The following is a 15,392-nucleotide window of genomic DNA, read 5'->3' as shown; positions in this document are numbered from 1 at the left end:
GAGAACCGGCTCACAGAGTCCTTGGCTACCCTTGCCCCCGTGCCGAAGATTCGAGCTGCCACCCTCGTCGAACACCGTCGGCTGCAGCGTGACGCCCTGCTGGCCGCCGCCCGCGAGCTGCTGGCCGAGGGCGGCATGGAGGCGCTGACCTTCCCCAACCTCGCCGCCAGGACCGGTCTGGCGAGGTCGTCGGTCTACGAGTACTTCAAGTCCCGGGCAGGCGTGGTCGAGGAGCTCTGCGCCGTCGACTTCCCGGCCTGGGCCGTCGACGTGGCCGAGGCCGTGGCGGCCCAGCCGACCCCGGTGGCCCGCGTGGAGGCCTACGTCCGCGCCCAGCTCACCCTGGCCGGAGACCCGCGGCACCGCGCGATCGCCGCCATCTCGGCCATGGAGCTGGACGACGCCGCCCGCGAGAGGATCCGTGCCGCGCACGGGCAGCTGGCCGGCCCGATCGTCACGGCCCTGACCGAACTCGGCCACCCGAGCCCCGCCCTCGCCGCCTCGCTGCTCCAGGGGACCGTCGAGGCCGCAGCCAAGCGCCTGGAGCTCGGCGACGCCGTCGAGGAACCGGACGTGGTGATCGACGCCGCCGTGGCCTTGGTGCTGGACGGGGTCAGCGGCAGCAGCCGGGCTTGACCGACGGACACCAGGGCGAGCGGGTCGAGATAGTGGTGCCCGCGCAGCAAGCCCCAGTGGAGGCAGCCGACCGGGCAGTGCCCGTCGTGGTCCCCGACCGTGCCCAGCTGCTGACCCGCGCCCACGGACTGCCCGACCGTGACCGTCGCCGTCACCGGCTCGAAGGTGGTCCGCAGCGGCGGTGAGCCGGTGCCGGAGAGCTCGACCGCGACGACCGGCTTGCCCGCGATCACGCCGACGAACGAGACCACCCCCGGCCGCACCGAGCGCACCACTGTGCCCGGCGCCGCGGCCAGATCGACCCCGCGATGCCCGGCCGCCCACCGCACCGGCGGCGGATCGAAGCGGCGCAGCACGTCAGCCAACGTCCCGCGGGTCGGCAACGGCCGCACCAAGGGCCCGCCTGCCGTCACCAATGGCCCGCCCGCCGTCCAGCCCGGGTTGTGCGCGTGGGCAGGCGCCCCGACCGCCGCCATGGCACCCCAGAGCACCAACCCCACGACGAGCAGCACCCGCCGTCCTCCCGACCACCAGGACGGCAGAGCGGGACAGGTTCCAGGGCGGTCGTTGCGAGCAGAAACAGTGCCGTGCGCCATGCCCGCACTCTGCTCTCCAGGCCCGACAAGCCCCACCCACCGCAGCCGTCCTGTGGACAACTGCCCGCTGTGGAAAACTGGGCCACCCGGACGAGTGAGCCTGCCCCTGGCCGCGAGTCGCTCGGCGTCCGGACCTTCCCGTACACTTCATTCGCGACCCGGCGTGCCGGGTCGACTTCGCACGCCCAGCGCCGGTCCTCCGGCGCAGTGCCGCTCGGTCCTCGGACAACCTCCTTGCGGGAAGCCGCTCAGGAGCCCCAGGAACCGGCATGACCAGGGCGTCAGGCGCCTCGGCCACCGGCCTTGGCGGACAACCGAGCAATTTCAAGGAGTACGGCCATGGCCGTCGTCACGATGCGGGAGCTGCTGGAGAGCGGCGTCCACTTCGGTCACCAGACCCGTCGTTGGAACCCGAAGATGAAGCGCTTCATCTTCACGGAGCGCAACGGCATCTACATCATCGACCTCCTGCAGTCGCTGAACTACATCGACCGCGCCTACGAGTTCGTCAAGGAGACGGTCGCCCACGGCGGTTCCGTCCTCTTCGTCGGCACCAAGAAGCAGGCCCAGGAGGCCATCGCCGAGCAGGCCGCGCGCGTGGGCATGCCCTACGTCAACCAGCGCTGGCTCGGCGGCATGCTGACCAACTTCTCCACCGTCTACAAGCGTCTGCAGCGCCTCAAGGAGCTCGGCGAGATCGACTTCACGGATGTGCCCGGCTCCGGGCTCACCAAGAAGGAGCTCCTCGTTCTCCAGCGTGAGTACGAGAAGCTGGAGAAGACCCTCGGCGGTATCCGCGACATGCAGCGCGTGCCGTCCGCCGTGTGGATCGTCGACACCAAGAAGGAGCACATCGCCGTCGGCGAGGCTCGCAAGCTCCACATCCCGGTCGTCGCGATCCTCGACACCAACTGCGACCCCGACGAGGTCGACTACAAGATCCCGGGCAACGACGACGCCATCCGCTCGGTCACCCTGCTGACCCGCGTGGTTGCCGACGCCGTCGCCGAGGGCCTGATGGCCCGCTCCGGCGCTGCCAAGGGCGACGTCAAGCCGGCTGACGCCGGTGCGGCCGAGCCGCTGGCCGAGTGGGAGCTCGAGCAGCTCGCCGGCGCCGAGAAGAAGGCCGCTGAGTCCGAGGCCCCCGCCGCTGAGGCCGCCGAGTCCGAGGCCCCCGCCGCTGAGGCCGCTGCCGTCGAGGCGCCCGCCGCCGAGGCCGAGGCCCCCGCTGCTGCGACCGAGGCGCCCGCCGCCGAGGCCGAGCAGGCCTGAAACGCCTGATCGGGAGGGGTACGGCGGCGAGCGCCGGCGTACCCCTCCCGTGTGTCGAACGATCGCGACACTGCTCACAAGGCAGACGCTGCCCGCAAGGCAGTTGATCGCGAGCTTCGCTCACTTCCCAGACAACGCGACACGCGAGAAGAGATTCAGGAACCATGGCGAACTTCACCGCCGCGGACGTCAAGAAGCTCCGTGAGCTCACCGGCGCCGGGATGATGGACTGCAAGAAGGCGATCGAGGAGGCCGAGGGCGACGTCGAGAAGGCCGTCGAGCTCCTCCGCATCAAGGGCCAGAAGGGTGTGGCCAAGCGTGAGGGCCGCGACGCCTCCAACGGCGCCGTCGTCTCCCTGATCGAGGGCACCTCCGGCGTCCTGGTCGAGCTGAACTGCGAGACCGACTTCGTCGCCAAGGGTGACAAGTTCGTGGCCGTCGCCAACGAGCTGGCCGCCTTCGTCGCCAAGACCTCCCCGGCCGACATCGACGCCGCCCTGGCGTCCGAGATCAAGCCCGGCCAGACCGTCCAGCAGTTCGTGGACGAGGCCAACGCCAGCCTGGGCGAGAAGATCGTCTTCCGCCGCTTCGCCCAGTTCACCGGTGGCGCCTACGTCAACGTCTACATGCACCGCACCGACCCGGACCTGCCGCCGGCCATCGGTGTCATGGTCGAGCTGGACGGCGAGAACGAGGAGGTGGCCAAGGGCGTCGCGCAGCACATCGCCGCCTTCGGCCCGACCTACCTGTCCCGCGAGGACATCCCGGCCGAGGTGCTCGACAACGAGCGCCGCATCGCCGAGGCCACCGCGCGCGAGGAGGGCAAGCCCGAGGCTGCCCTGCCGAAGATCGTCGAGGGTCGCGTGACCGGCTTCGTCAAGGAGAACGCGGTCCTGGAGCAGGCCTACGCCAAGGACAACAAGAAGACCGTCCAGAAGGTCCTGGACGAGGCCGGCGTCAAGCTGGTCCGCTTCGCCCGCTTCCGCGTCGGCGCCTGATCCCTGCGATCGAGCGACGGGGCAGGCCCCGGCCAGCCCCTACGATGTGAGTCGTGAGAACGACGAGGAGGCCACTGCCGTGCAGGTAACCGAACCGGTGCCCGCGGCGGTGGCCTCTTCTTGTGTACCTGTGCTTCAAGGAGGGTCCGATGCAGAAGTCCGCTGACGAGGGCAGCTCGCGACGTCGCGTACTGCTCAAGCTTTCCGGCGAGGCGTTCGCCGGCGGAGGCGGCCTGGGCGTCGACCCCGACGTGGTCCACGCGATCGCGCGCGAGATCGCCACCGTGGTCCGAGGCGGCACCGAGGTGGCCGTCGTGATCGGCGGCGGCAACTTCTTCCGCGGCGCCGAGCTGCAGCTGCGCGGCATGGACCGCGCCCGGTCCGACTACATGGGCATGCTCGGCACCGTGATGAACAGCCTGGCGCTCCAGGACTTCCTCAACAAGGAGGGCGTGGAGACCCGGGTCCAGACGGCGATCACCATGGGTCAGGTCGCCGAGCCCTACCTGCCGCTGCGCGCCGTGCGGCACCTGGAGAAGGGCCGCGTCGTGATCTTCGGCGCGGGTATGGGCATGCCCTACTTCTCCACTGACACCACCGCCGTCCAGCGGGCGCTGGAGATCCACGCCGAGGTCCTGCTCATGGGCAAGAACGGCGTCGACGGTGTCTACGACTCCGACCCGCGGACCAACCCGGACGCCGTCAAGTTCGACTCCCTGGAATACTCCGAGGTGATTGCCAGGGACCTCAAGGTCGCCGACCTGACCGCGATCACCCTGTGCAAGGACAACAACCTGCCGATCCGGGTCTTCGAACTGCTGAAGGAGGGCAATATCGCCCGCGCCGTCGGCAGTGAGAAGATCGGCACACTGATCAGCAGCGACGCTCCGACGGCCTGAGCGACGCCCGCAGGGGCGACCGCCGCAGGGGATGGACACGTCCCGGCCGGAGCAGTAGCACTACCAGCAACGCCCAGCACCATCCGAACAGCACCACCAGCAGGTTCGAGACCGGGCCGCCCGGACAGGAGCAGATTGTGATCGAAGAGACCCTCCTCGAGGCCGAGGAGAAGATGGAGAAGACCGTCACGGTTGCCAAGGACGACTTCGCCGCGATCCGCACCGGCCGTGCGCACCCCGCGATGTTCGCCAAGATCGTGGCCGAGTACTACGGCACCATGACGCCGATCAACCAGCTGGCCTCCTTCTCGGTGCCGGAGCCGCGGATGGCGGTCGTCTCGCCGTTCGACAAGAGCTCGCTGCGCGTCATCGAGGAGGCGATCCGCAACTCGGACCTCGGCGTCAACCCGAGCAACGACGGTTCGATCATCCGCGTGAACTTCCCGCAGCTCACCGAGGAGCGGCGCAAGGAGTACATCAAGGTGGCCCGTAACAAGGCCGAGGACGCCAAGATCTCCATCCGCGCCGTCCGCCGCAAGGCCAAGGACACCCTCGACAAGCTGGTCAAGGACGGCGAGGCGGGCGAGGACGAGGTCCGTCGCGCCGAGAAGGAGCTCGACGACGTCACCGGGCGGTACGTCGCCCAGGTGGACGAGCTGCTCAAGCACAAGGAAGCCGAGCTGCTCGAAGTCTGATGAACGACGATTCCTTCTGGGGGCCCACTCGCGGAGACACGAGTGCCGGGGCCCACGCACAGGGCCACGGAACGCCGCCGGAGGGATCGGCGCCGCTCGGCGACGATCAGGCGACCACGTTGCTGCCGCCGGTGACCGACCCGCACCCGCAGGTCGGTCCGGCCGGTCACCCGGCCCACCAGCAGCAGCCCTTCGTTTCGCACAGCGACGACGGCATGGCGCACACTCAGTACATGCCCCCCGTCCCCGAGCAGCCGCTCGCCGCGTCCACCGGGCAGCCCTCCGGGCCGACCGGGCAGCCGACCCCGCCCGGCCACGGCCAGTACGACGAGTACGGGCAGTACGACCAGGGTGCACAGGGCTCGCAGGGAGCGCAGGGCGGGCAGTTCAACCAGTACGGCCAGTACGCGCAGCAGGGACCACCGCAAGGACCGCAGGGGCCCCAGGGCGCTCCGGGGCCGCACGGCCAGCAGGGCCACCCCGGCCCTGGCCCGTCCGGGTACCCCGGCCAGCCGGGCCACCCGGGTCAGCAAGGCCAACCCGGTCAGCAGCCCGGTCGGCCCGGTGAGCCGACCGCCCCTGCCCAGCCGAAGCCCGCGGGCAAGGCCGGTCGCGACCTGCGTGCCGCGATCGGCGTCGGCCTCGGTCTCGGCGCGGTCATCGTGGCCTCGCTGTTCGTGGTCAAGTGGCTCTTCGTGGGCGTGGTGGTCGCCGCGGTCGGTGTCGGCATGTGGGAGTTGACCACCCGTCTGACGGAGGCCAAGGGCATCCGCGTGCCGCTGATCCCGTTGCTGGTCGGCGGTGCCGCGATGGAGATCGCCGCCTACCTCGGCGGCCCCGAGGCGGCGGTTGTGGCGCTCGCGCTGACCAGCCTCGCGGTGCTGGTCTGGCGGATGACCGAGCCACCGGAGAACTACCTGCGGGACGTGACGGCGGGCATCTTCACCGCCTTCTACGTGCCGTTCCTGGCCACCTTCGTGATGCTGATGCTGGCGGCGGACGACGGTCCGCAGCGGGTGGTGCTCTTCATGGTGCTGACCATCTGCAGCGACACCGGCGCCTACGCGGCCGGCTCCCGCTTCGGCCGCCACAAGCTCGCCCCGCGGATCAGCCCCGGCAAGACCCGCGAGGGACTGGTCGGCGGCGTCCTGCTCTGCATGGCCGCCGGTGCGGCGGGCATGCAGTTCATGATCACCAACGGCACCTGGTGGCAGGGCCTGGTCCTCGGCGCGTGCGTCGCGGTCAGCGCCACCCTGGGCGACCTGGGCGAGTCGATGATCAAGCGCGATCTCGGCATCAAGGACATGGGCACGCTGCTGCCGGGCCACGGCGGCATCATGGACCGGCTCGACTCGCTGCTGCCGACCGCACCGGTCGTCTGGCTGGTCCTGGTCGGCTTCGTCGGCGCGGGCTGAGCCCTCCCGCCCTCCGACACCCTCGACCTGCGCAGGCCCCGCCCTTCCCGGCGGGGCCTGCGGCGTCTTTGCCTGCACCATTTCCGGACAGCGTCTCCGACCTGAGACACTGGGGAAATCATGCCTAAGCCACTCCCGGGTGAACTCACCTTCGTCGCGCCCCGCGGTGCCAAGCCCCCGCGTCACCTTGCCGACCTCTCCGCCGCCGAGCGGAAGGAGGCGATCGTCGCGCTGGGCGAGAAGCCCTTCCGCGCCGACCAGTTGTCGCGCCAGTACTTCGGCCGCCTCGCCGCGCGCCCGGAGGAGTGGACCGACATCCCCGCCGCGTCCCGCGAGAAGCTGGCCGAGGCGCTGCTGCCGGAGCTGATGACCGAGGTGCGGCACGTCTCCTGCGACGACGACTCCACCCGCAAGACGCTGTGGAAGCTCTTCGACGGCGTGCTCGTCGAGTCGGTGCTGATGCGCTACCCGGACCGGGTGACCATGTGCATCAGCTCGCAGGCCGGCTGCGGCATGAACTGCCCCTTCTGCGCGACCGGTCAGGCGGGCCTCACCCGCAACCTGTCGACCGCCGAGATCGTCGAGCAGATCGCCGCGGGCATGCGCGCGATCAAAGCGGGCGACTTCGGCGGCGTGAAGGACGGCGAGGACGGCGAGGCGCGCGCGGTCCGGCTCTCCAACGTGGTCTTCATGGGCATGGGCGAGCCGCTGGCCAACTACAAGCGCGTCATCGCCGCGATCCACCGCCTCTGCGACCCCGCCCCCTCCGGCTTCGGGCTGTCGCAGCGCGGCATCACCGTCTCCACGGTCGGTCTGGTCCCCGCGATCAACCGGATGTCCGAGGAGAACCTGAGCGTCCGCCTGGCCGTCTCCCTGCACGCGCCGGACGACGAGCTCCGTAACGAGCTGGTGCCGGTCAACACGCGCTGGAAGGTCCAGGAGGTGCTGGACTCCGCGTGGGACTACGCGGCGAAGTCCGGACGTCGGGTCTCCATCGAGTACGCGCTGATCAAGGACATCAACGACCAGGCCTGGCGGGCCGACCTGCTGGGCCGGCTGCTGAAGAACCACAACGCGCACGTCAACCTGATCCCGCTGAACCCGACCCCGGGCAGCAAGTGGACCGCCTCCCGTCCCGAGGACGAGCGCGAGTTCGTACGCCGCCTCCAGTCCCACGGCGTCCCGGTCACCGTCCGCGACACCCGCGGCCAGGAAATCGACGGCGCCTGCGGCCAGCTGGCCGCCGCGGGCTGAGCGAGCACCGCACGCGAGAAGGGGGGGGGGGGGGGGGGGGCGCGCGCGGGGCGGGGCGGGGGGGCGGGGGGGGCGGGGGGGGGGGGGGGGGGGGGGGGCGGGGCCCCCGGGGGCCGGGGGGGGGGGGGGGCCCCCCGCCCCCCCCCCGCCGTGCGGTGAGGAGTCACCCCTCGCCTGCGGCGAAGAGCGCCGCATGGCTGCGGCCGGAGCGCGGGTCGGTGTCGCAGAGCACGATCCGCCGGTAGGTCTGCTGCCACTCTTGCCAGTGGTCGGCCAAAGCGAGCCAGAGGCTGGTGCAGTAGCTGCCCGGCTCCACCCGGTGCACCTCGCTGTGCTGCGGGACGGCGACGGCGACGTCCCCGGTGACCCAGGGGCCGAGCACCAGCAGCGTGCCGTCCGCCTCGACGTGCTGGCCCGAGGCGTCCAGGCCCAGGGCGTCCGCAGCCAGGGTGACCGCTTCCAGCGCCTCCGCAGCGGTGGCGGCCGAGGTCGCCCGGACGAACCGCAGGCCGGTCGGGCTCGGCGCGGGCCCGAGGACCAGCGCCGCGGCCGAGTCGATGAGCGGGGTCTGCGGCTCCAGCGGGAACGGGGTCGGAAGGGTGGTCTGCTCCAGTACCGCCACCACCGCCTCCGCGGCCCGTCCCGATCGGTGGTAGGCCGACGCGATCCGCAGCGCCGTGAAGGGCGCGGCCAGGCCCTGCTGACCGATGGCGAAGTTGGTCGCCCGGCCGCCGAGGCGATCGGTCAGATAGGGAGCGACAGCGGTGAACGGCACCACGTCGGGGAGGGCGTGGGTGACGATCAGCAGCTCCGGTCGGCTGCGCCCGACGCCGTCGTCCGCGGCGAGCAGGTCCGCGAGGTCCCGGTGGTGGACGTGCGCGCCGCGGGCGAGCGCCTCCTCGTCCGGTTTCTGGTCGAAGGGGGCGAGCAGGTCGCGGTGGTAGTCCAGCACGGCTGCCGAGATGTCGTCACCCGGTGCGCGGCCGTTGGGCGAGCGCACCGCTGTGGCGGCGCGGAGGTAGAGGCCGGTCATGACGTCCCCTCCGCCTGGCGGAGTGCGGCCTCGACGTAGTCGGTGAAGGACCGCATGGTCCGCAGGTCGTCGACGTCGAGCTGCTCCGGGTCGACCGCGATACCGGTCACCTCCTCGACGGTCATCAGCAGGCCCAACACGTGGAACGACTGCAGCTGCAGCTCGTCGAAGAGCGCGGTCTCCTCGGTGAGTCCGGTGACCGGTCGCTCCAGGACCTCGCCGAGTGCCTTCTCGATCACAGCCACGATCTCCTGACGGTCCATCAGTGCTCACCCGCTTCCCGGTGCGTGATCACCATCGCCCCGAAGGTGGCGCCCAGGCCGACGGAGACGAGCAGGTAGTGCCCGCCGTCCACCAGCCGGCCGGCGTCCCGCAGCGTGGTGTAGTTGACGAAGACGTCCGAGGCGAAGGTGTGGCTGTAGCGCGGCACGTTGTCCAGGAACACCTTCTCCGGAGCCACCTCCAGCTCCTTGATGGTCTGCCGCCAGGCGAGCATGTTGACGTTGTGCGGGATCACCAGGTCGATCTCGTCGAGCGTCAACCCGGCGTCTGCCAGGGCCTGGTGGATGACCTCGGCGATCCTGGCGCCGTACTGCTCACCGAACTCGGTGTTCTGCTCGGGGGTCAGCTCCAGCCACTGGGCGTACTCCCCCAGGGTCCGGATCGCGAAGGACCGGACCACGTCGCCGTCGCCGTCCAGGGTGATCAGGCAGGAGGCGGCGGCGTCCGCCATGATCGCGGTGTTGGGGATGTGCTGGACGATCGGCGCGTACGCCTGCTCACCGGTGACCATCAGCGCGTACGCGCCCTCGGTGCCCTCCGCGCGCAGCAGTTCGCCGAGCACCTCGATGGCGCCGAGGCTGCTGACGCAGGCCTGGTGGCTGAGGCCGAAGGCCTCGGTGTCCCCCAGGCCGAGGTCGTCGCGGACCAGCTGGGCGACGTCCACATCGGCCGGGGCCACCGCCTGCGTGGTGTGGGCGTAGGCCAGAAAGTCCACCCGGCCGCCCTCCGGCACGGCGGCCAGGGCGCTGCGCGCGGCGGGCCGCAGCAGGTCGAGCAGCGGCAGGTCGGGGTCGAAGCGGAGCGTGTCCAGCCCGTAGAACTTGCGGAACACGCCGAGCTGGGCGCGGCGCAGGCCGAGCCGCCCACCGAGGTCGTCGATCCGCACGCTGCGCTCGGGCAGGTAGGACTCGATCCGCTCCAGGGTGATCGGGCGCTCCGTGGTCGGACGGCCTGCGGTCGGACGGCTCATCAGGCCGCCGCGATCTGTGCGCGGATCAGCCACAGCCGGTTGGCGCCGCGGCGGTTCCTCGGCTGGACGTCGTACGGCCAGCGGCCCTGGCCGGCTCCGGGCTGGCCGGGCTCGCTCAGGTCCACCACCTTCCACAGGTTCGCCGCGACGAACTCCTCCGGCTCGTCGCTGCCGAAGATCCACGGGGTGCCGTCGGCGGCCAGGGTGTCCAGGAAGGGCTTGGAGAACGGGCTGCGCAGCAGCGCACGGCCGAGGATGTCGAAGGCCAGCTGGCTGCCCGGCGCGGACGCGGAGGCGAGCAGTCGGAGCAGGCCGGCCGCCTGCTCCTCGGTGAGGAAGAACGTCAGCGCCTCGGCGACCCACAGGGTGGGGCGGCTGCGGTCGAAACCCGCCGCCTCCAGGGTGGGCAGCCAATCGCCGGTCAGGTCGGCGGAGACCTCGCGCCGGTCGGTACGCGGCTCGGCGCCGAGGGCGTCGAGGCGGCGGCGCTTCTCGGCGATGAGCGGCCCGTGGTCCACCTCGTAGACCTCGACGCCGTCGGGCCAGTCCAGCCGGAAGGCGCGGGCGTCCATTCCGGCGGCGATCAGTACGACCTGCTGGATCTCGCCCTCGGCGAGCACGGTCGTGATCGCGTCGTCGAGGTACTTGGTCCGGATCGAGATGAAGGGCAGCAGGCCGCCGCCCGCGTAACGCTCGATCAGCTCGAAGCCCTTGGGGGCGGCGAGGTCGCGGGCCAGCCGGTCGACGAAGAGTGCGTCGTCGCGCTCCGACTCCTGGGCGCGGGCGGCGGCCATCCACTGGGCCGTGTAGGAGACAGCGTGCATGGGGAACCCTCCTCGGGCTCAGGCGAAGAACGCCTTCTGGATGGTGGCCAGCGACTGGAAGTCCTCGATGTCGATGGCGTCGAAGTCGATCTCGATTCCGGCCGCGTCCTCGATCGTGTAGACCAGCTCGACAAAGGCGAGCGAGTCGACCAGGCGGCTCTCGATGATGTTGACGTCGAGGGCGAGTTCGGTGCGGCCGGGGTGACGGCCGAGGATCCAGTCGCGGACCTTGTCGATACCGGCGGAGCTCATGGCTGATCCCTTCGGGACGAATTGGAGGGTCGGTCACGGGTGGTGAGAGAACGTCAGGGGACGGCGGGGACGACAGGGACGGCGACGGCCGCCGCCACGGCGATCGCGAAGCCGCCGTCGTGGCTGATGCTGATGTCGATCGGGCCGAGTCCGGCCCGGGCGGCCAGGTCGGCGGCGGGGCCGGCCAGCCGGACTTCGGGTCGTCCGCCCGGACCGCGCAGGATCTCGATCCCCTGCCAGGGAACCGGCTGTCCGGTGGCGCCGAACAGCTTGAAGACGGCCTCCTTGGCGGCCAGCCGACCGGCCAGGCCCGCCGGGTCCGGAGCGCCGTCGGGGGTGACGGAGATCCGCAGCTCGTGCTCGGAGAGCATGCGGCCGAGCAGCGGACGGCTCCCGGAACCGAGCAGCTCGCCGAGCAGCTCGCCGACCCGGGCGAGCGGGACCAGGTCGACGCCGATACGCGGCTGGCTCACCCTCGGTCGGCGGCGCGGACCGCGTCGAGGGCGGCGCTCAGGTCTCCGTCGAAGTGCTCGGTCAGCACGGCGACCCAGCGCTCCAGCCCGAAGGCGGTGCAGGAGGTGTAGGCGTGCTCGCCGGAGGCGAGCGTGATGTCGCAGCGTTCGCCGAAGAAGTTCCGGTGGGTGTTGACCGAGGCGATCGCGAGGTCCCCGTACTGGAACTCGTGCTTGACCGGGTTGAGCTTCTGCATCAGCGCGCGGGCGCCGTCGTTCCGGAAGAACGGGTCACCGGCCGGGGCCTTGCCGAGGTCCAGGTCGAGCGCGGCGGCGAAGGCGAGGATCCGCTCGGTGAAGCCGTGCAGGGCCTGCTGGGTGTGCTCGTAGCTGCCGAGCGCGACGATCTCCCGCATCTGGAAGCTGGCCAGGCGGCGCAGCCCGCTGTAGTGGTCCTCGTTGCGGAAGCAGCGGTTGACCAGGGTCACCAGGGTGTCGTCGGCGACCCGCCCGCCCTCGTGGTACAGGTACGCGCCGTAGCAGGTGGCGTGCGGCAGCCCGTAGCGGGCCTCGCGCAGCGCCTCGGGGGCGAAGCGGCCTCCGGTGGGCTTGTGCTGATCCCGGGTCAGGTCCAGGGAGCCGGCGACCCAGGCGAGTTGGGGGAAGTTGGTGTAGACGTCGAACTTCTCCAGGTCGGTCACCGGGTAGAGCGGCGGCGGGCTGATCTCGTCCGCTCCGGCGGCCAGGCCCCAGCCGGTGAAGACCCGGTCGAGCTCCTTGATCAGCCGGGTGGCGTCCGGCCCGAGGATGGCGAGCGCGGGCGCGCCGTCGCTCCCGGTCAGGCGGTTCATCGGATGAGTCCCGTCCTCTCCAGGTATCTGGTGGTCTTGCGGAAGGTGCGCCGCTCGGCCTCGGCACGGGCGGGCGACTCCATCAGCAGTCGGCGCAGCTCGTGCGGCTTGTCCAGTCCCGCGTCGCGGTAGACCTGCGGGTGGTACAGCGAGTCGAAGCTGTGCGTGAGATAGCGCCGCAGGTAGGTCGAGATGTCGTTGAGCTCCTGCTCGGACGCGGTCTGCTTGAGGTCCTGGTAGAGCAGGTCGACCAGCTCACGGCCGAAGGCGATGTGCCGCGACTCGTCCTGGTGGTGGATCCGGTTGATCGCCCGGATCGTCTCGTGCAGCCGTTCGTCGGTGGCCATGGTCGAGTTGAAGTGGTCCACCAGCTCCTCGAAGATCAGGATCCGGGCGAAGACCAGCAGGCTCTCCGTCTTGGCGGAGTGGCCCACGGCCTCCGCGCCGCCGGCCGGCTGTCGGTAGATCTTCCCGCCGTAGCGCAGGCAGAACTCCGCGAAGAACCACATGTGCTCGTTCTCCTCACCGATGAAGTGGTGGAAGAACTCCGAGGGCTTCTCGAATCCGGCCGTGTGGATCCGGTTGACGACCTCGGTCAGCAGTTCCCGGATTCCGTGCACGTTCAGGCTGTAGAAATTGATGCTTTCGTACCGGGACAGGGTGCGGAGCTGTTCCGGGGAAAGCGTTTCGGCGAGTTCCGTGCCGTGAGTGGTGGTGAGTTCGGGGCTCATCCACCAGATGTCCTCGGGCAGCCGGTCGGGCCATGCGAAGAGCCGGTAGGGGTTGTAGTAGTCGTCGATCGACTTGGCGGTGAGGCGGTCCATGATTTCCTGGAACCGGCTGTTGCGGTCGATCACATCGCTGACCATGGGGCGAGGACTCCGTTCGCCGCGGGGCTCTGTGGTGTGCCTCCACCCTAGGGATTGGTCTGTACCTTTCTCAATGTCCGGATCCGGCTGCCGAATTCGGCCAGTGGACGACCACTGGCCGGTCAGTTCCGGACGGTCGATTCCAGGCAGTCAGTCCCGGGCGGCGAGTTCCGCGCGCAGCGCGGCGTTCTCCCGCTCCAGCCGCTCCAGCCGCGCGAGGCGCTCGTGGACGGGAGCCAGCGCGTCGGAGAGTTCGCGCTCGCTGAATCGGCGGGTGATGTGGTTCTGGCAGTTCCAGGCGAAGGCCTCCACCCGGATGGTGACGAGTTGTTCGACCGTCCCCTCGGTGCGCGGAGAACCGAGGCGCTCGGCGAGCACGGGATCGTCGCCGACCGGCACGGCGGTGGCGTGACCGAACAGCTTGAGCCGGGCCTGGCGGGCGTGGTCGATGAAGAAGAGCGCGACGCGGTCGTCACCGCGCACGTTGCCCGTGGTGATGTACTGCCGGTTGCCGCGGACGTCCAGATAGCCGAGCGTGTGCGCGTCCAGGACATGGACGAACCCCGGCGGGCCGCCGCGGAACTGGATGTACGGCCAACCGGTCTCACCCACGCTGGCGAACAGGAAGCCGTCGAGACTGCGGATGAACTCGGCCACGGACGCGGTGAGCGGCTCGGCCTCGTCACCCTCCGCGCCCCGCAGACGGCGGTCGGCCGCCGTGGCGCTGCCCATCTCCTGCTGGACCCTGCGCACCGACGATGTGTACGCAAGTCGGTCGTAGCGGCTCATGCGACGCTCCTCAATGCCGCGTCGACCAGGCCGGTCCGGGCGGCCAGCACGCCGGCCTGGAACCGGCTGGTGGCCGACAGTTCCTCCATGATCGAAGCCACATGGCGGCGCAACGTCCGATCGGACATGCCCACCCGGCGCGCGATCACCTCGTCCTTGGCCCCCGACGCCAGCAGGTCGAGCAGCGTCGCCTTCAGATCCTCCAGCGTCCCGGCGTAGCCGGCCGCCCCGGAGTCGACGGCGAACGCGGACTCCCACGCCCGCGCGTGCTGTCCCGCCAGGAAGGCCGCGACCACGCCCTCGTAGACGACGGCGATCTCGTCGCCGTCACCGGCCGGGATGAAGGCCGTCTTCCGGTCGAAGACCAGGAACCGGTCCCGCACCTCGTTGGTGGTCCGCACCTGCCCGCCCGCAGGCAGGAGTTCGCCGATGTGCGCACGGGTGTCGGAGTCGCCTCGGGCGGTGTGCGGGTAGAGGACCCGCGCCTGCGCGCCCCGGCGCGCGGCTTCCAGCACGAGCGGACGTGCCAGCCGCAACTCGCGGGTCTCCTGGGCCACACAGGGCTGCATGACCAGGACCTCGGTGGTGCAGCTCTGCGCGGCCTCCAGCAGCCGCAGTTCGATCTCCTCGGGGTCGTTGGTGATCACCACCGCCTTCCCACGGGCACCGGCCTGCTTCTGCTTCTCGAACGCCGCCATGAAGGAGCTGAACGTCCCCTTGAAGCCCGCCAGTCGGCGACGCCTGTCGAGGATCTCCCGCTCCAGCGGGATCAGCAGCTCCGTCTGTGCGGCCTCCGGGCTGACCGCGACCAGCCGGTCCGTGCCGCGCTCGGCCGACCTGACCAGGCGCAGATCGCGCAGCGCGGCGACCGCCCGGTCGGCACGCTGCGGTGCGACGCCGAGCGCCTCGGCGACATCGGAGGGAGTGAAGTCGGGCAGTCCGAGGGCGTGTTCGTAGAACGCGATCACGAAGTCGTCCACCTCGGCGACCCGCTGGGCACCCTGACGCGGGTTCTCCGGAGAGAGGTCCATCGTCATCTCCTTCTGATCGCGTGCTCGAGGCCGACTCGACCGCAGGGCAGTAGCCTGTGCCGCCTCACTGAGGCAGCTGTCAGGGGCGCGATGAGCTGTCGCAACGTGTTCACCTCATGGATCGGCGGAAACAGCCTGCGGTGATCACCGTACGCAGCGGGCCTGCTCAGGCTCCTACAGCCGGACCAGAGGGCCGCGAGCCCCTGAGACTGCCGCACCCGGCCCACAGGCCTCCCCTGACCTGCGGTTCTGCCGGCCGCTGTGGACCGGCAGG

Annotated in this window: 17 protein-coding genes and 1 pseudogene; 7 read left to right on the top strand and 11 right to left on the bottom strand. The window is 70.6% G+C overall.

Translation table 11 applies throughout. The features are described from left to right. Positions 1 to 39: 39 nt before the first annotated feature. Positions 40 to 636 (top strand): TetR/AcrR family transcriptional regulator, encoded by a 597-nt coding sequence (locus I2501_RS04425; protein ID WP_196192493.1) that lies wholly within the window; start codon positions 40 to 42, stop codon positions 634 to 636. Positions 637 to 716: 80 nt separating this feature from the next. Here the strand turns inward: I2501_RS04425 and I2501_RS04420 are convergent. Beyond that, a pseudogene (locus I2501_RS04420) lies at positions 717 to 1,112 on the bottom strand (peptidoglycan DD-metalloendopeptidase family protein); the annotation flags it as partial. A 459-nt stretch (positions 1,113 to 1,571) separates the two neighbouring features. On the opposite strand from I2501_RS04420, the gene rpsB reads away from it, so the two are divergent. The 6 genes from rpsB (at position 1,572) to rlmN (ending at position 7,765) form a co-directional block, all read left to right on the top strand. Then, the gene (rpsB, locus tag I2501_RS04415; RefSeq protein ID WP_196192492.1) at positions 1,572 to 2,504 is read left to right on the top strand and encodes a 30S ribosomal protein S2; all 933 of its coding nucleotides are present in this window, start codon (positions 1,572 to 1,574) and stop codon (positions 2,502 to 2,504) included. Between the two features lie 164 nt (positions 2,505 to 2,668). Then, positions 2,669 to 3,502, top strand: coding sequence for a translation elongation factor Ts (gene tsf / locus I2501_RS04410; protein WP_196192491.1), 834 nt, complete (start codon positions 2,669 to 2,671; stop codon positions 3,500 to 3,502). A 149-nt stretch (positions 3,503 to 3,651) separates the two neighbouring features. After that, positions 3,652 to 4,401: a UMP kinase gene (pyrH, locus tag I2501_RS04405; protein WP_196192490.1), complete on the top strand. Its 750-nt coding sequence runs from the start codon at positions 3,652 to 3,654 to the stop codon at positions 4,399 to 4,401. A 137-nt stretch (positions 4,402 to 4,538) separates the two neighbouring features. Next, positions 4,539 to 5,096, top strand: a complete 558-nt coding sequence (gene frr, locus I2501_RS04400; protein ID WP_196192489.1) for a ribosome recycling factor — start codon at positions 4,539 to 4,541, stop codon at positions 5,094 to 5,096. Positions 5,097 to 5,329: 233 nt separating this feature from the next. Then, positions 5,330 to 6,511 (top strand): phosphatidate cytidylyltransferase, encoded by a 1,182-nt coding sequence (locus I2501_RS39015; RefSeq protein ID WP_196192963.1) that lies wholly within the window; start codon positions 5,330 to 5,332, stop codon positions 6,509 to 6,511. Positions 6,512 to 6,631: 120 nt separating this feature from the next. Further along, positions 6,632 to 7,765: a 23S rRNA (adenine(2503)-C(2))-methyltransferase RlmN gene (rlmN, locus tag I2501_RS04390; RefSeq protein WP_196192488.1), complete on the top strand. Its 1,134-nt coding sequence runs from the start codon at positions 6,632 to 6,634 to the stop codon at positions 7,763 to 7,765. A 163-nt stretch (positions 7,766 to 7,928) separates the two neighbouring features. Here rlmN and I2501_RS04385 read toward each other — a convergent pair whose 3' ends face one another. From I2501_RS04385 to I2501_RS04340, 10 genes are all read right to left on the bottom strand, one after another. Continuing rightward, positions 7,929 to 8,798 carry a hypothetical protein gene (locus I2501_RS04385; protein ID WP_196192487.1) on the bottom strand — a complete coding sequence of 290 codons (870 nt, stop codon included), beginning with the start codon at positions 8,796 to 8,798 and terminating at the stop codon, positions 7,929 to 7,931. Further along, positions 8,795 to 9,061, bottom strand: a complete 267-nt coding sequence (locus tag I2501_RS04380; RefSeq protein WP_196192486.1) for an acyl carrier protein — start codon at positions 9,059 to 9,061, stop codon at positions 8,795 to 8,797. Before I2501_RS04380 ends, I2501_RS04385 begins: the two co-directional genes overlap by 4 nt. Then, positions 9,061 to 10,050 (bottom strand): 3-oxoacyl-[acyl-carrier-protein] synthase III C-terminal domain-containing protein, encoded by a 990-nt coding sequence (locus I2501_RS04375; protein ID WP_196192485.1) that lies wholly within the window; start codon positions 10,048 to 10,050, stop codon positions 9,061 to 9,063. The genes I2501_RS04380 and I2501_RS04375 overlap by 1 nt, the downstream gene beginning before the upstream one ends. Continuing rightward, positions 10,050 to 10,874 carry a class I SAM-dependent methyltransferase gene (locus I2501_RS04370; RefSeq protein ID WP_196192484.1) on the bottom strand — a complete coding sequence of 275 codons (825 nt, stop codon included), beginning with the start codon at positions 10,872 to 10,874 and terminating at the stop codon, positions 10,050 to 10,052. Before I2501_RS04370 ends, I2501_RS04375 begins: the two co-directional genes overlap by 1 nt. 18 nt (positions 10,875 to 10,892) lie before the next feature. Then, a complete protein-coding gene (locus I2501_RS04365; RefSeq protein ID WP_196192483.1) occupies positions 10,893 to 11,126 on the bottom strand; it encodes an acyl carrier protein in 234 nt (77 codons plus the stop codon). A gap of 53 nt (positions 11,127 to 11,179) precedes the next feature. Next, positions 11,180 to 11,599 (bottom strand): holo-ACP synthase, encoded by a 420-nt coding sequence (locus I2501_RS04360; protein ID WP_196192482.1) that lies wholly within the window; start codon positions 11,597 to 11,599, stop codon positions 11,180 to 11,182. Then, positions 11,596 to 12,429, bottom strand: a complete 834-nt coding sequence (locus I2501_RS04355; protein ID WP_196192481.1) for a class-II aminoacyl-tRNA synthetase family protein — start codon at positions 12,427 to 12,429, stop codon at positions 11,596 to 11,598. Before I2501_RS04355 ends, I2501_RS04360 begins: the two co-directional genes overlap by 4 nt. After that, positions 12,426 to 13,298 carry a diiron oxygenase gene (locus tag I2501_RS04350; protein ID WP_196192480.1) on the bottom strand — a complete coding sequence of 291 codons (873 nt, stop codon included), beginning with the start codon at positions 13,296 to 13,298 and terminating at the stop codon, positions 12,426 to 12,428. Before I2501_RS04350 ends, I2501_RS04355 begins: the two co-directional genes overlap by 4 nt. 150 nt (positions 13,299 to 13,448) lie before the next feature. Next, positions 13,449 to 14,087 (bottom strand): pyridoxamine 5'-phosphate oxidase family protein, encoded by a 639-nt coding sequence (locus tag I2501_RS04345; RefSeq protein WP_196192479.1) that lies wholly within the window; start codon positions 14,085 to 14,087, stop codon positions 13,449 to 13,451. Then, entirely contained in the window at positions 14,084 to 15,118 is a 1,035-nt protein-coding gene (locus tag I2501_RS04340) for a LuxR C-terminal-related transcriptional regulator (protein ID WP_196192478.1), read from the bottom strand. Before I2501_RS04340 ends, I2501_RS04345 begins: the two co-directional genes overlap by 4 nt. Between the last annotated feature and the right edge of the window lie 274 nt (positions 15,119 to 15,392).

The sequence above is a fragment of the Streptacidiphilus fuscans genome (genome assembly GCF_015690355.1).
Taxonomy (GTDB): domain Bacteria; phylum Actinomycetota; class Actinomycetes; order Streptomycetales; family Streptomycetaceae; genus Streptacidiphilus; species Streptacidiphilus fuscans.
Note: the sequence above shows the minus strand (reverse complement) of the source record. Positions and strands in the feature narration are given on the sequence as shown.

What these genes read in the sequence shown, in the direction of transcription:
- I2501_RS04350 (WP_196192480.1), bottom strand. Translation starts at nt 13,298, where the DNA reads ATGGTCAGCGATGTGATCGACCGCAACAGCCGGTTCCAGGAAATCATG.
- rlmN (WP_196192488.1), top strand. Translation starts at nt 6,632, where the DNA reads ATGCCTAAGCCACTCCCGGGTGAACTCACCTTCGTCGCGCCCCGCGGT.
- I2501_RS04385 (WP_196192487.1), bottom strand. Translation starts at nt 8,798, where the DNA reads ATGACCGGCCTCTACCTCCGCGCCGCCACAGCGGTGCGCTCGCCCAAC.
- I2501_RS39015 (WP_196192963.1), top strand. Translation starts at nt 5,330, where the DNA reads ATGCCCCCCGTCCCCGAGCAGCCGCTCGCCGCGTCCACCGGGCAGCCC.
- I2501_RS04375 (WP_196192485.1), bottom strand. Translation starts at nt 10,050, where the DNA reads ATGAGCCGTCCGACCGCAGGCCGTCCGACCACGGAGCGCCCGATCACC.
- I2501_RS04355 (WP_196192481.1), bottom strand. Translation starts at nt 12,429, where the DNA reads ATGAACCGCCTGACCGGGAGCGACGGCGCGCCCGCGCTCGCCATCCTC.
- I2501_RS04345 (WP_196192479.1), bottom strand. Translation starts at nt 14,087, where the DNA reads ATGAGCCGCTACGACCGACTTGCGTACACATCGTCGGTGCGCAGGGTC.
- I2501_RS04370 (WP_196192484.1), bottom strand. Translation starts at nt 10,874, where the DNA reads ATGCACGCTGTCTCCTACACGGCCCAGTGGATGGCCGCCGCCCGCGCC.
- I2501_RS04340 (WP_196192478.1), bottom strand. Translation starts at nt 15,118, where the DNA reads ATGGACCTCTCTCCGGAGAACCCGCGTCAGGGTGCCCAGCGGGTCGCC.
- pyrH (WP_196192490.1), top strand. Translation starts at nt 3,652, where the DNA reads ATGCAGAAGTCCGCTGACGAGGGCAGCTCGCGACGTCGCGTACTGCTC.
- rpsB (WP_196192492.1), top strand. Translation starts at nt 1,572, where the DNA reads ATGGCCGTCGTCACGATGCGGGAGCTGCTGGAGAGCGGCGTCCACTTC.
- tsf (WP_196192491.1), top strand. Translation starts at nt 2,669, where the DNA reads ATGGCGAACTTCACCGCCGCGGACGTCAAGAAGCTCCGTGAGCTCACC.
- I2501_RS04365 (WP_196192483.1), bottom strand. Translation starts at nt 11,126, where the DNA reads ATGAGCTCCGCCGGTATCGACAAGGTCCGCGACTGGATCCTCGGCCGT.
- I2501_RS04380 (WP_196192486.1), bottom strand. Translation starts at nt 9,061, where the DNA reads ATGGACCGTCAGGAGATCGTGGCTGTGATCGAGAAGGCACTCGGCGAG.